The organism is Planctomycetaceae bacterium (assembly GCA_039680605.1).
In the GTDB taxonomy this organism is placed as follows: Bacteria; Planctomycetota; Phycisphaerae; order SM23-33; family SM23-33; genus JAJFUU01.
The window spans coordinates 12,209-26,395 of record JBDKTA010000006.1; the positions used below are offsets into that span (position 1 = coordinate 12,209).

General features: G+C 64.5%; 8 protein-coding genes. 7 read left to right on the forward strand and 1 reads right to left on the reverse strand.

Annotated elements, in window-relative coordinates; translation table 11 throughout:
- Window positions 1-4 precede the first annotated feature (4 nt).
- The 4 genes from ABFD92_01805 (at window position 5) to ABFD92_01820 (ending at window position 7,451) form a co-directional block, all read left to right on the forward strand.
- Window positions 5-3,001, forward strand: coding sequence for a hypothetical protein (locus ABFD92_01805; GenBank protein MEN6503250.1), 2,997 nt, complete (start codon window positions 5-7; stop codon window positions 2,999-3,001).
- Window positions 2,998-5,598, forward strand: a complete 2,601-nt coding sequence (locus tag ABFD92_01810) for a hypothetical protein (protein ID MEN6503251.1) — start codon at window positions 2,998-3,000, stop codon at window positions 5,596-5,598. The genes ABFD92_01805 and ABFD92_01810 overlap by 4 nt, the downstream gene beginning before the upstream one ends.
- A gap of 208 nt (window positions 5,599-5,806) precedes the next feature.
- Entirely contained in the window at window positions 5,807-6,247 is a 441-nt protein-coding gene (locus ABFD92_01815) for a DUF5661 family protein (protein MEN6503252.1), read from the forward strand.
- Window positions 6,248-6,380: 133 nt separating this feature from the next.
- A complete protein-coding gene (locus ABFD92_01820) occupies window positions 6,381-7,451 on the forward strand; it encodes a DHH family phosphoesterase (protein ID MEN6503253.1) in 1,071 nt (356 codons plus the stop codon).
- On the opposite strand, the gene ABFD92_01825 is transcribed toward ABFD92_01820, so the two are convergent.
- Entirely contained in the window at window positions 7,411-8,190 is a 780-nt protein-coding gene (locus ABFD92_01825) for a uracil-DNA glycosylase (protein MEN6503254.1), read from the reverse strand. The genes ABFD92_01820 and ABFD92_01825 overlap by 41 nt on opposite strands.
- A gap of 447 nt (window positions 8,191-8,637) precedes the next feature.
- Between ABFD92_01825 and pilM the strand changes: the two genes are divergently transcribed.
- The 3 genes from pilM to ABFD92_01840 are packed head-to-tail and all read left to right on the forward strand — an operon-like array spanning window position 8,638 to window position 13,891.
- The gene (gene pilM, locus ABFD92_01830) at window positions 8,638-10,713 is read left to right on the forward strand and encodes a type IV pilus assembly protein PilM (GenBank protein MEN6503255.1); all 2,076 of its coding nucleotides are present in this window, start codon (window positions 8,638-8,640) and stop codon (window positions 10,711-10,713) included.
- A 13-nt stretch (window positions 10,714-10,726) separates the two neighbouring features.
- Window positions 10,727-12,370 carry a hypothetical protein gene (locus ABFD92_01835; GenBank protein MEN6503256.1) on the forward strand — a complete coding sequence of 548 codons (1,644 nt, stop codon included), beginning with the start codon at window positions 10,727-10,729 and terminating at the stop codon, window positions 12,368-12,370.
- A gap of 9 nt (window positions 12,371-12,379) precedes the next feature.
- Window positions 12,380-13,891, forward strand: coding sequence for a hypothetical protein (locus ABFD92_01840; GenBank protein ID MEN6503257.1), 1,512 nt, complete (start codon window positions 12,380-12,382; stop codon window positions 13,889-13,891).
- Window positions 13,892-14,187 lie beyond the last annotated feature (296 nt).

Sequence of the window (14,187 nt, forward strand, 5' to 3'; positions counted from 1 at the left end):
GCGCGTGACTGAACGATCTGTGCCCAGCGTCCTTGGCTGCATGATGCTGCTGTGGGCAGTATCGGCCGCCCAAGGGGCCCCGCAGAATGTGGCAGTGTTTAATTTCCAGATGAAACAGGGGCCCCAGCAGTGGCAGTGGCTGGAAAAGGGCCTGGCCGACCAGATCGCCACCGACTTTTGCCAGAGCCGCCGGATCAACGTCATCGCCCGCGACGAAATGCAGTTGGTGGCCAGCCGCCTCAAGTGGGCGCCGGAGATGGCCACGCGGGACAGGCAGGCAATGTCCGCCATCAACGCCCGGCTGAAGCTGGAGTGGCTGGTGACAGGAACCTACAGCATCGAAGGCCAGAAGATCGAGATCGTCGCGCAGGTCATTAATGTGGCCGACCGCCGGGAGATGGCCCGCAAGACCGTTTCGGGGCCGGCCAAGGAAGTGCTGGGCCTGCAGAAGAGCCTTTCGGCCGAGTTGTTGAGTTTCTTCTCCGGCGCGCCGGCGGAACAGATTCTGCCGCACCTGCCCCTCTGGTGCCGCAACCTCCAAGCCAGCGCCACCCTCTACGAGGGCGTGCATCTGTACGACCTGGGGCAATACGCCGAGGCGTGGCTGAAGTTCCGCCAGGCGCTTCGCAACGACGGTTCGTACATCGAGGCGCGGTACTGGATCGCCCGGATGTACTACTTCATGGACCGCTACGATCACGCTCGCCGGGCGTACGACGAGTTCTTTTACCACGGCCGCGGCCACCCGCGCGCCGGAGACGCGATGCGCGAGTATCTGCACACGTACGAGAAGCTCGGCACGCCCCCGCGCGAGATGATCGCCCTGTACGAAGACTTCCAGAAGCGATTCCCCAAGGTGCTGATCTTTAACGAACTCGATTCCGACGGCCCCATCGAGGCCGACATCTGGCTGCGGGTGCGCATCGCCCAGGCCCGGTCGCTGACGGGAGACAGCGCGGCGGCCGCCCGTGGCGCGGCCGGCGCTATCCAGCAGCTCCGCCGGCTGCAGAACTGGGACGAGTACGACCACGGCGCCGACCGGACGGCGTACCGGCTGGCGCTGTCGGAGGCGAACCTGCACTACGGTCAGACAGGGCGGAACGTGCTTTCCCCGCCGTTGATGCTGCTGGCGCCGCTCGTGCCGCCGCGGCGCCTGGAACAGCCCCAGTACCCGCGGAGACACATCGTCCAGTTCGACCCGGGCAAGGACGAGATGATCTGCCAGTGGCCGCGGAACATGAGCCTGGCCCCGATCAGGCGCGGCGAACAGGGTTCCTATCGATTTTTTAATGTGGGCAACCAATTGTGGGTCACGATGCTCCCCCAGAACGGCCAGCTTATCCGCAGCCTGACGGTGTACCCCATCGTGGACGAGCGCTATAGCCGTAAGCAGGCCCGCGTACACCTGGGCGTACACAGCGAGTATCCCTTCGATGCCGGTCAATCGTCGTACGTGCCACTGCAAGAGGCCATCGGCGCCGGCGTCACGGTCGACAATCTCCCCCGTCGCGGGATTCTGCACTTCAGCCTGGGAGTCTACCCGGAGAATATCCCCGGCCAATCCACGGCCGAGTTCCTCTTTCTGCAGAAGTACCGGCTCAAGGCGCGAATCGAGAACATCGGCCCCCACGGGACGTTGGACGTGCAGTGCAGCACAACCGACCGATTCACAGTATATGTAGACGGCGAGGTCGGTCGGCGGGGCCCGGGGCGGGTCGACCTGCTCGCTTGCGGCCGGCACACGCTGACGTTTCGCCAAGATGGCGTGCTGGCGCCCCAGCAGATTCAAGCCGTCGTCACGCAAGGACAGGTGACGCCGGTAGCCGTGGCGCTGGACTGGGACAGGTCCGGGCCGTGGAAGAACTGGTCGCGCGGCGTGCGCGTCGGCGGCGACTATCCTGCCGAAGTGGGCTCGCCGATCCGTGCCCAGGACGCACCGGCGATCCAGGCCGATGCCTCGGCGCTACGCATCGTTTGGCACTGCCAGGGCGATCTGTGGATGTCCACCAGCGGCGACGGCGAACGCTTTTCGCCTCCGGCCCGGCTGCCCTTGCCCATCTCGACGGCCTGGACCGAGAGCGATCCACGTTGCTTCCGCGACGACAGCGGGCGGCTGATGTTGACGTTCCTGTCGGATCGCGAAGGGCAGCATCGCCCCAGGCCGTACGCCTGCTGGTCACGTGACGGGCTTCACTGGTCGCGCCCGGCGATGATGGTGGACCAGACCATCGGCACATACGATGTATGCGCTGGCCATCGTGGCGGCATGGCGATGGCCTGGTTCGCGGCGCGCGGCCAGCAGCGCGGAGACGCAGGTCTGTGGAAGATCTGCATCGCCACGTCGCCAGAGGGGCTGGCCTGGCAGGAGAAGGCCCAACTGCCGCTGCCGGCGATGGAGTCATTCTGGGTAAGCGACCTGCGCCTGATGCAGCGCCGCGGCGGCGGCTTTGAGCTGCTGGCGGCAATAATGTTCGGTCCGCTCACCAAGGTCTTGCGATGGGAGCTGGACGATCAATTCCATAGTCTTCGGCCCGTTCCCGACGTGCTGGCGTCATATCCCCAGCGCCTGGCGACGGCGCTGTCGCTGTCGGCGGATGAGGACGGGCTTGCGTTGGTGGCGGCGGCGCGCGGATCCGGTTGCCAATCCCGCATTCAATTGATGCGATGCGACGCCGAAGGCGTCTATCGGATATCCCGCCCGCTCAAGAATGCCTGCTCGGGCCAGACCGCCTTATCATATCATCCCAGATGGGGATACATGCTGGCTTGGCAGGACACGGGGGACGATGACTTTTCACGCCGCGCGCAGGGCCCCTACTTCACCCGCAGCTCGAGCCTGGGCGATCTGATGGGGGCAGCGCCCCTCCGCTGCGACAGCCAATGGACGCACCCCCCGCGCGACGGGCTGTCCCACCAGATATGCTCGCCGCTGGAATACATCGATTTTACCGACTTGCTCCCCGAACCTCTGCAGCCTGCACGAACGAAAGCCAATCCATGAAGACCACGCCCGCATTTGCAGTACTGGCAATTCTTATTGCGGCGGTTTCCCCGGCAGCGGCCGGGCCGACCGCAGAGGAACTCGTGCAGCAACTGCGCGCTCCCTCCTGGCGGGTGCGCCAAGCCGCACACGATCAGATTGCCGATTTAGGCGCAGCGGCAGAAGCATCGCTGAAAGCCTTTCTGGCGCAGAGCGCCTTACCTGTCGAGGCCCGCCAGCGGGCGACATGGCTTCTGGAGAGCCTGAAGGTTCCCCGCCGCGGGGCCGTCTGGAGGGTGCTGCTGGCGCCGGATCAAGTCGTTACCACCGGCAAGGCCGCGCCGGACCCGCTGGGGCTGACGTGCGGAGACATCGCCATCGCTGTCGATGACAAGCCCATCACGTCCGCCGGCACGCTGGAACGTCTGATCTGCGACGGTGCTGCTGAGGCGACGCTTACCGTGTGGTCCCCCACGAAAGGAAAGCGACAGCTCCAGGGCGACTTCCGCCCGTACCTGCTAGGTTTCACGACGTGGCCCGACACGCTGGGCATGTTCGAACTTTACGCGAAAGAAGAGAAATGGCACGCGGCTGCGCTGCAGAGCCTGCAGGCGGTCGCAAAGAACGACCGGTCCAGTTTCCAGCAACTGCTCACCGACGGCTGCCGCGATCCGGTCGTCCTCTACCACTACCTGCTGACCAACCAGAATGCCGTGATCGAGGACATGGTCAAGGAGACGCTGTCACGGGTCAGCCGACCGGTGGGCGACTACCCGGGGGGACGGGTGCAATACGGGCTGCTTCCGGCCGAGGCGATCCTGTGGCGCATGAGGTTACGTATCTCCTCGGCCCAAGCCCCACAGGTGACCTCAGCAGGAGTGAATCCTCTGGCCAGGCGCGCGCCGGGCACAGACCCTCGCGCGGCGGCTGTCATCGAAGCGCGGGCGTCGCTGTTCAAAGCCATTGCAGTAGCCCAGAACGCCAATGCCTGGCGGGCGATCGGCGTGCTGCGGGCACTGCAAGTCGACCTGGAGACGAACGTCAACGTCGCCCTGCAACTCTGGTCGCAATATGCGCCGGAGATCCTGAGCTATCCCGAAGTCGCGGACCTGATGATGTACGATCTTGCGATGAAAGCCTATCTGAAGCTGGGGCCTGAAGCGGCCGCCCGCTTCGTGAACGCCCTGCCGGCAGGGCCCATCGGCGACCATCTCAAAAAGGTCTTCGCCACTACCGCCGCCCCCCCTGCCGCAAACCGACTCCAGCCGATGCTGATTGAAGACATCCTCTCCTCATATCCCGTAGCGTCGGCCGATTACGGTCAGGTCTGCAGCGAAGAGGTCCCGCTGCACTTGCAAACCCCCTGCCGCTATGAGGCGACTTTCGGGCCCGGGCCGCGGTGGCCCGCCGCTTGGGCAAACGCGTTCTTCGGCATTTTTGTCGCGACCGGAGAGGAACACGTCGAGCTTCGCCTGCGATGCAACGGCGCGGTGGACGTGTTCCAGAGCGACGGGGGCAAATCAAATCCCAAGGCCATGGCCGTCCTGCTGGTGGACGTCACACAGCCGCATACGCTGACGATCGATCTGTTGGACGATTCTGTGCGGGCAATGATCGACGGGCTGGAGATCTGGTCGGGCCCGCGATCGAATCAGGCGGTCAATGCAGGAGCTGCCGCGCTGGGCGTGGAAACCTTACCCGCCAGCCATTCGGTCAAAGCCGGAACCGTTGCCATGGGCATCAGCCGGCAGATCACCCAGATGCGCACGTACCACTTTGCCGCCGGCGGCTTCGACAACCGGCAGATCGAGTCGCTTCACCAGGCCAGACGGCGGGCCCTGCTGGCAGGCGACATCGCCGGACTGACCACCGCCCAGCGCGAACTGGCTCAGCGCCTCAAAGCCGTTCCCTCTGCCGCCGCCCTGGTGGAACGAATGGAAGCGCAACTGCCGCTGTATCGCCAGGCGATGTCGCGCAAGGGGCTGGATCTGTATTCGGAAGAAGTCCTGTCATTTGCGCGACGGTACGGCTCCGTCAGCGGCACCTGGCAGGTCAAGAACGGTTGGCTCCAAGTGCAAGGCCCTGGCGAGCAGAAACCGGGGCGAGCGCCCCGCGCTGCCGTTGTCATACCCCTGCCCATGCCCGCCGAGGTCGAAATCGTCGGCGTGCTCGACGCCCCAAACCCCGGAGGTCCCGCCTTTGTCGTGCGGTGGAACTGCGCCTGGGGTCAGGAAGGACCGAGCCTGCACATGAACTTCCCCGGCCGCAAACGCACTTTTGGCGGAATGGGCTTTGGCGGCATATCGAACTCGCAGATCGATTTCAAGACGCCGGTGCCTTTCTGCTTCCGTCACCACCAGCAGCATGGCCGTTTTTTCGCCCGAGACCGTCTGAACATCGCCGGGGGCGTGGACGCGGGATTGATCCCCAACGGCGAATGGATGTCGATCGAGGCTTATGACCTGAGACAGGCGGGCCTGCGGGTGGCGAAACTGAACATCCGAAAGCGGGACGGCGGGGAGTGCGACACGCCCTGCGTGCTTCCAGCGGTGGACGGCCAAAGCCCCGCCGACGACGGCACGCGCGGCGGAGGCAGTCCCAAGCGGCCGGACTTCTGAGACCACGACACCAGAAGATGGCGCGTGTATGTCTTCGCTGGCGGGTTGCGCTCTTTTGACGGATTTCGCGTGAACGAAATGTCCGATAAAAAGACGATCTGCGTTGTCGCGCTGCTGGTGCCCGGGCGATTTTGGATTTCGCCTTGCCGGCGGGGCGGCTAGAATGACTCGGAATGTTTTCGGGACTGCAGTCAGCGAAAGGACGCTCATGAATCTGCCGGAATACATCACGCACCAGGAAGTCCAGAGAGTCTGCAGGCAGTTGAAGATTCGCGACTGGACGGCCATCGCCGACGGAAAGGTCGCTCTCGACGAAGCGCGGACCATCCTGGGCGAACTGCGCGTCGAAGAGCGGATCGACCCTGAGGACTTCCGCCGCGGGCTGGAAGTCGAGCTTGAACACGGAACGCGATTCCCCGACGCCAACGTCACCAACAACCACCCCATCCTGACGGGCAAGATCGTGCTGGCCCACCTCAAGGAAACGCTCGACTATTACAGCCGCCTCGAGATCGCCGAACTCGAAGGCGACCTGATGAACTCGATCACGGCCGCCGGCGCCGCCAAGCTGCAGAACTACTACATGCGTCTTGCCCAGGCGCGTATCGAGCTGGCCCAGCGCGAAGCCCAGAAGCTTTCGAACGGTTGACCCCTGTGGAGTGACCCCTGCGGAGTGCGGCGGCAGCAGCCGCTTTGGATGTTTTTGGCAACTCGATTCCCTTGCGCCTGCGAAAAACAACCAAAGCGGCAGCTACCAAAGGGCGATACTATTCCTTGATCCCATGCGCCCAACCCAAACACTGCGGAAGCTGGCCGATCTGCGGAGCCTGCTGGCGGGCAAGTCCTCGCTGCTGATCGTCCTGCAGGACAACCCGGACCCTGACGCCCTGGCCGCGGCGATGGCGCTGCGCAAGCTCGCGCACCATCTGGGCGGCGTGCAATGCACGCTGGCCAGCGGCGGCAGCGTCGGACGCGCCGAGAACCGCGCCCTGGTGCGCTACCTCGACGCCAACGTCCGCCCCATCGAGCAGATCGAGACCTCCCGCTTCGACGTCATCGCCACCGTCGACACGCAACCGGGCCTGGGCAACAACTCCCTGCCGGCGGGCATCGTGCCCCAGATCGTCATCGACCACCATCCCATCCACGACGAGACGCGCCGGGCACAGTTCTTCGACATTCGAAGCCGCTACGGCGCCTCCTCGACCATCCTGTGGGAATATATCCAGGCGGCCAACCTCACGCCCGAGCCGCCGCTGGCGACGGCGCTGCTGTACGGTATCCAGAGCGATACGCAGGATTTCGGGCGCGAGGCGACGGCGGCCGACAAGCTGGCTTACGGCGACCTGTACCCCCTGGCCAACAAGCGCATCCTGGGCACCATCCAACGCGGCGAGGAACCGACGGAATACTATCGCGTGCTCGTGACCGCCCTGGCGGCGGCCAATCTGGCGGGCAACTGCATCTACAGCAATCTCGGGTCGGTAGACAATGTCGACATGATCGCCGAAGTGGCCGATCTGCTCCTTCGCCACGAGCGGGCGGACTGGTCACTGTGCTGGGGACATCACGATAATCGCATGCTGCTGAGTCTGCGCACGATTGCCCCCGACGGCCGTGCCGACGTCGTCATCCGCCACATCGTCCACCGCAAGGGCACCGGCGGCGGGCATCACAGCATGGCCGGGGGGCAGATTTCCGTTGCGCCGCCGCAGACCTCGCAGGAGAAACTCGACCGCCTGATCGTGCGGCGTTTTCTGCATGCCACCGGCAACGAGAAGGCGCCCATCCAGAAACTGCTGCCGCAGACCGTCAGCCCGCTACGGGACGGGGCAGGCCCAGCAGGTCCATGACGGCCTGAAGGTCCGACCAGACTTTTCGACGCGTGTCTTCGCTGTAGTTCCGCAGGACATAGGCGGGGTGGAAGGTCGGCATGACGGGCGTACCGGCCAGGGCGGGGATGGCGTCGCCGAGCGTCTGCCACTGCCCGCGCAGGCGGGTGATGCCCACGGTCGTCTGCAGCAGGTTCTGCGTGGCGGGGTTGCCCAGGGTGACGATCACGCGCGGGCGGATGATCTGCAACTGCGCGGCCAAGTGCCCCCAGCAGGCCTGTATTTCCTGCGGGGTCGGCGTGCGGTTCTCGGGCGGGCGGCACTTGACCATGTTGCAGATGTACACGTCCTGGCGCGTCAGACCCATCGCCGCGATCATCTTCGTCAACAAGTCACCGGCACGTCCGACGAAGGGGTGGCCGGTGCGGTCTTCGTCGGCCCCGGGGGCCTCGCCGACGAATACGAGTTGGGCGTCGGGGTTGCCTTCGCCGGGCACGGGGTTGGCGCGGTCCGCGGCCAATGAGCACTTGCGGCAGGCGGCGATCTGCTGGGAGAGGGCCTCGAGGGCAGCAGACTTTTCGTCTCGCGACATGGCCGGTCCGGTCGGCGCCGCCTGGGGGCGGGGCGTCTGGGCCACTTGCCGCGCCGCGGGGGCGGGCAGCGGGTTGGCCTTGGCGGGCAGGAACGCCCCGCCCAGAAAGTTCTCGATCGCCAGCAGTTGGGCGGCGGCTTTTTTCAACATTTCTTCAGAGTCGCTCATCGGCGGCATTGTAGGGGCAAAGACCGCAAATCCGAAGCAGGAAAACACGCGACGAGAAACAAGACCCTGGGCGAGACGCGGTCGATCGCACGGCGGTACCGGCCGGGCGTATACTGGCGATGCATCCTTATAAGGATGCGGCCGGAGAGCGGCTGCAGGGCAGATGGAAGTGCGGACCACGCTGGGACAATCCTCCGCGACCGCCCGGCGCAGCAGTCCTGATTTTCCGTCTGTCCGGGATGGGTGCTTTGGGCCGATAGATAATCGATAAGGTCTTGATGGCGGCGCTATCGTATTGGTTTACCTTGCATCCCAGCGATGTAATCGTAAACTGATACATTGAGCGGGGGGCGAAAAGCGCGCGGTTTGAGATACAACAGCGATTGCGGCTGCCGGAGCGGCAAGCTAAGATACAGACACTAGGTCCTTCGTAACCAGGAAACGCTCATGGCAAAAGTAAACAGCGTCTGGGGCATCGACATCGGCCAGTGTGCCCTCAAGGCCCTCAAGCTGACCAACCGCGAGGGCGAACTGACGATCGACGCGGTCGACATCATCGAGCATGAGACCGTTCTGTCGCACTCGGAAGGGCGCGAGCACGAGCTCATTCGCGCGGCGTTGGAGACCTTCGCCGCCCGCAACAAGCTCGTCGGCTGCAGCGTGGCCATCACCGTGCCCGGTCAGAGCAGCTTCACGCGGTTCGTCAAGCTGCCGCCGGTGGAAACCAAGCGCATCCCGGACATCGTGAAGTTCGAGGCCGAGCAGCAGATCCCCTTCCCGATGGACGAAGTGCTGTGGCGCTGGCAGCCGTTCCAGGACCCCGACTCGCCCGACGTCGAGGTGGGCATCTTCGCCATGAAGCGCGTCGACATCGAGCAGATCCTGGCGTACTTCAACGAGACGGCAATTCCCGTCGATATCGTGCAGACCGTTCCGCTGGCGCTGTTCAACTTCATGACCTACGACAAGCAGGTCACCAGCGAGGGCGCCACGCTGTTGATGGACGTGGGAACGGCCAAGACCGACCTGGTCATCGCCGACGGCCCGCGTCTCTGGACGCGCACGATCCAGATCGGCGGCAGCAACTTCACCGAAGCGCTGGTCAAGGCCTTCAAGCTTTCCTTCGACAAGGCCCAGAAGCTCAAGCGCAGCGCCGCCACGAGCAAGTACGCGCGGCAGATCTTCCAGTCGATGCGCCCGGTGTTTTCGGACCTGGTGCAGGAAGTGCAGCGCAGCATCGGATACTACACCTCGCTGCACCGCGAGACGCGGTTCAAGCGGTTGGTGGGCCTGGGCAACGGGTTCCGCCTTCCGGGCCTGCAGCGGTTCCTCGAGCAGAACCTCAACGTTCCGGTGGTTCGGGTGGACGGGTTCAACGCCGCCACGCCCGGGCGGGGCGTCAGCGTTCCGATGCTCACCGAAAACGTCCTGTCCTTCGCCCCCGCCTACGGCGCGGCGCTGCAGGGCGTGGCGGCGGCGCCGATCCGCACCAACCTGCTTCCCCAGGAGATCGCCCGCAAACGCCTGTGGAACAAGAAGCGCCCGTGGTTCGCCGCCGCGGCGGCGCTGATCATCGCCGCGCTGGTATTTCCGCTGTATCGCAGCTACGCCGATCTTTCGGCCCTGGGTCCCAACGAGCATTTTGAACGCGCCAAGTCGATCACCCAGAGGCTCGACAGGCTCCGGGGGGAAGACGCCAAAGTCACCAAAGAGCTCGAGTCGGCCAGCAGCAATATCGACAAGTATTTTGACCTGTTCGCCCACCGCCAGTTCTGGCCGCGCGCGGAGGAACTGATCTCCCGCGCCATCGCCGCCGACAAGGCCGCCAGCGACCAGTTGAAGCTGAAGGATTTCGCCGCCCACGCCATGATCGTCGACCGCGAGAAGATCGCCCTGAACGAGATGCCCGAGCCGGCCGGCGTAGACAAAAGCCTCAAGGAAGCCCTCAATGCCACCGACGTGCGGGCGCGTCTGGAAGCCGTCAAGGCGATTCAACCGGGCAACGCGCGTGTGGCGCGGGCGCACGCGTCGCTGAAAAAGATGGTGGAGTTCCTCGACATCCCCCGCGCCAAGCGGCGGGTGATGGTGGTTTCGGAAATCTCGCCCTTGTACGTGGCCAACACCGCCTCGGCAAGCGGGGCCGTTCCGCCGCCTCCGCCGGCGCCCAAGAGCGGCGGACCCGCCGGCGCAGCCGCCCCCCCGGTCGACATCCCCCGCGGATTCGCCATCAAGATCGTGGCCTCGACGCCGCTGGACCGCAACGGGTCGATCGAGATGCTCAGCGCGTTTCGCCGGGCCATCACTGACTTGTTGACCGAAAAAGGCTATTCCAGCATCGCCTTCGACAGCCTGACGTGGGAGTTCCTCGCTTCGCGCGGCGACGCCAAGGTAACCGACCCGCTGACGGGCGAACCCTCCAACCTCGATACCGACTTCACCCTGACGCTGGTGCTGGCGGTGGCCGGCGACGGACTCAAGGACGTCCGCCCCGCCGCCGATAGCGCCACGCCTCAGAAAAAATAGGGAAAGGTGACGCATGCGATTTCTGCGCGAAAATCTCTTCCTGGCCTGCACGGTCGCAGCGGTGGTGTTGGCCGCCATAGCGCTGCCGCTGGTCAACAGCAGCCTCAATGACACGATCGAAACGCGAAAGCAAGAACGCCAGCGCCTCGCCCGCCAGATCGACCAGGCCAGCGGCAAGCCCGTCAACGACGCCATCATCGCCGCCAAGCGGCAACGCCTGCTGGAGCGGGCCGAAAGTCAGCAGAAAGCCGCCTCCCTGTGTACCCTCTGGAACGGGCGGAACTATCAGCCCTTCCTGCTCGACTTCAACAGCGCCAAGGGACTGCGCCGCATTCCGGTGGTGCCCATCGACGCCAGCACCGACAAATATGACGCCATGTGGTTCAAGTTCGCCGAGCTGTACCGCAGCAAGTTGCACGAGCTGCGCAAGGGCATGAACCCCGTGCGCCCCCTGGACGCGGCGGAACTGGATAAGCAAGCAGCCATCATCACCGCCCAGCGGGCCATAAGCGACAAGTTCGCCCCCCCCCCTGCCGCACAACCGGCAGTCCAGCCCGGCGCTAATGCGCCCGAGGCGCCGCAGGCGCGGGAAGACTCGCCCCAGGAACAGGCCCGAAAGACCCTCCTCAAGAAGCGCGCCATGGATGAGGGCAACATGATCTACTTCGACGAGGGCGCCATGGATGTCGTGAACCTGCCCGACACCACCCGCCCCAAGAACGACCAGATCTATCAGGCCATGCTCAACTACTGGGTCACCTCCGATATCCTGGCGGCGATCAAGGCCACCAACGAGCAGGCCGCCGCCGCGGCCCGCGCTCGGGGCATCGAAAAGCCCGGCGTCGTCGACGCCGGCGTCAAGGAGATCGTCAAGATCGACATCTCCGAAGATTACACCAGCCACGGATCGGAAAACTTCACGCTGCGACGGACCTGCAGGGACTACACCATCCTGCCCTATAAGTTCCAGGTGATCATGCCGCTGTCGTGGCTCAACACCCTCCAGAGCAAGCTGATGGACCGCAACTACCACACGGTCCTGCGCATCCAGGCCAAGGCGCTGGCGACCGCGGATGGAAAAAGTCCGGACAAGTATTACGGAACCGACCCGGTCATGGACATCGTCGTCGAGGGGCAACTGCTCCTGCTGGCGGACTGGGAACGCGGCAACGCCGCCGATTCCACGCTCAAGAAGTCCGATATCGTCCAGTGGCCCGCCTTCACCGCCAGCCTCGTCCGCCAAGGTCTCTCGGCGACGCCCTCCGCCGCCAGAAGGGTCTGGAACCTGCTCAGCGAAGGCATGAGGAAGAACCTCACCACCCGGCCTACTGTCACGCAGGACCCCGGCGTGCAGGAGTCGCTGGTGGCCGAGCTCAAGCAGATCCTTGTCCGCAAGGACTTCTACGCCCTCGACGAGTTCAAGGGCGTCACCCTGACCCCGCAGCAGCAGTTGCTGGCGGACAAACTCGACGAGGGACGCCTGGGCGACATGGAACTGCATTACTTCAACCGCTCCCTGTTCAACGACGCCTTGGGGGAGACGGTCTCGCCGCCGCAATACCTGCCGGCCCTGGTGCCCGTCGACGTGCTGGCAAAGATGCCCCAGGAAGCCCTGAGGCAGCAGGATCAGGACCGTCTGTCCAACAAGACCCCATGAGGATTTCGCATGGCTACCCTCGATAATGCAAACACCCTCGAAGCTCATGTTGAGAAGATCGTGCTGGCGGTCTGCGCCCTGATCGCGATCTTTGCTTTTTCCTACTGGGTGATCTCCAGCCCCAGGAGCATCGAGAATCTGCCTCCCAGCAAGGTCGACCAGTCGCTGGCGGACAAGGCCGCCGCCGCCGAAAGGCACGTCAAGGACGCCAACATCAAGCTGCCCGCCCTGCCCAGGTACGACATCCTGCTGAGCAGTCTGCAGCAGGCTCCGGCCGCCGAGGCGATGGTCGACCTGGCCATTGGCAACCCGCCCCTGGAGGTCAACGCGAACATCGGTACCCCCCCGATCTATCCCGACCTGGCCGAGTTGATCAGCAAGATCCCGCCGATCCTCAAGACCGAGGCGGCCGGCGACTTCCGAATCCCCAAGAAAGACAAGACGCCCGTTGAGATCGTCGGCGCTGACCTGCAGGTGGCCTTCCCCATCGTCAAGTTGCAGCAGGACTGGGAAAACAGCCGCCTCAAGTACTCAGACCGCACGATCAAGAAGCCCGTGATCCTCAGCGTCGAGATGGAATACCAGGAGGCCGAGCCCGGAAAACCCTGGAGCAAGCCCCAGACGTTCAAGAGCGACGGTCCAGCCATCGCCGGACCCGACGGCAAGGCCCTGGTGATTCCCGCCCTGCCCAAGTACGACGGCACCAACGACGCCGAAGTCGCCAAGGCCGTCGATGCCATCGCAAGCACCGACGTGCAGAACGCGATCATGCATCCGCCGTATTACGAGGTGCTCGGTCCCGGCGGGCAGGGCTGGCAGCCCCACCGGATCAAGCTGCCTCCCGCGGCGCAGGAGAGTGTGGCCGCCTGGGCGTTTCGTGACAACCTGTCCCCGGATAAGTTCTACCGCTACCGCATGCGGCTGCACCTGCTCAACCCGCTGTACGGGAACAAGAAGTTTCTCGACCCCAAGAAGTGCGAGGCGAACCCGCAATACGTGATGGCCAACGCCGGCGTGGCGTCGATCGCGACGGACTGGTCGGCGTGGTCGGGGCCGGTGGGCGTGCCGCGCACAACGCAGTTCTTCCTGGTCGGCAGCAACCCCATCCGCGGATGGGTTCGCGTGGCGGTGATGACTCGCCACATGGGCAATCAGGTGATTGAGAGCTTCAACGTCTCCCCCGGACAGATGATCGGCGGTCCGGTCCGAAGCACGGGCAAACAGCCCACCACCATCGACTACAGCACCGGCGCGGTGATCATCAGCGTCGACTTCAACAAGACCGTCTATAAGAAGGGCGTCCCGACGCGCACGGCCGAGATGATCTACCTCTCGCAGGACAACAAGCTCAAGTCGCGCCTGCTGGCGGTGGATGAACGCGAGTTCAAGGAACTCGCTCCTGAACCTAAGGTCGCCGCGCCCCCGGCAGGCCTTCCCGCCAGGCCCGCTCCCAAGGGCCCGCCGGCACCGGACGTACCACCGGCGCCGGCCGGAGGCGGCTGGAAACCCGCCGCCGGTTAGCGGCCCGATTAACCCACGACTCATGAAGCGGCAGAGCGATCTGCCGCTTCTTTTTTACCTCTCTCGCTCCGGGCCGGCGCTGCTCGTCACCCGCGGCCGGTTCTGCCCGAGGAAAATTCTGATAATATTTTCCTTGCAGCCGGTTTTACGGTACTATCTTTTCGCTCAGACATGACGATGGATTGTGCCGAAAAAGAGTAACAGTAATTTGAATGGAATCAGTCTCTTCCGGCGGCAGCCAGTCCGTACTTGAGCGCTAATGCGCCAAACCGCGGCTGACGCAGCCGGATGCTGGA

What these genes read in the sequence shown, in the direction of transcription:
- ABFD92_01810 (MEN6503251.1), top strand. Translation starts at nt 2,998, where the DNA reads ATGAAGACCACGCCCGCATTTGCAGTACTGGCAATTCTTATTGCGGCG.
- ABFD92_01815 (MEN6503252.1), top strand. Translation starts at nt 5,807, where the DNA reads ATGAATCTGCCGGAATACATCACGCACCAGGAAGTCCAGAGAGTCTGC.
- ABFD92_01820 (MEN6503253.1), top strand. Translation starts at nt 6,381, where the DNA reads ATGCGCCCAACCCAAACACTGCGGAAGCTGGCCGATCTGCGGAGCCTG.
- ABFD92_01825 (MEN6503254.1), bottom strand. Translation starts at nt 8,190, where the DNA reads ATGAGCGACTCTGAAGAAATGTTGAAAAAAGCCGCCGCCCAACTGCTG.
- pilM (MEN6503255.1), top strand. Translation starts at nt 8,638, where the DNA reads ATGGCAAAAGTAAACAGCGTCTGGGGCATCGACATCGGCCAGTGTGCC.
- ABFD92_01835 (MEN6503256.1), top strand. Translation starts at nt 10,727, where the DNA reads ATGCGATTTCTGCGCGAAAATCTCTTCCTGGCCTGCACGGTCGCAGCG.
- ABFD92_01840 (MEN6503257.1), top strand. Translation starts at nt 12,380, where the DNA reads ATGGCTACCCTCGATAATGCAAACACCCTCGAAGCTCATGTTGAGAAG.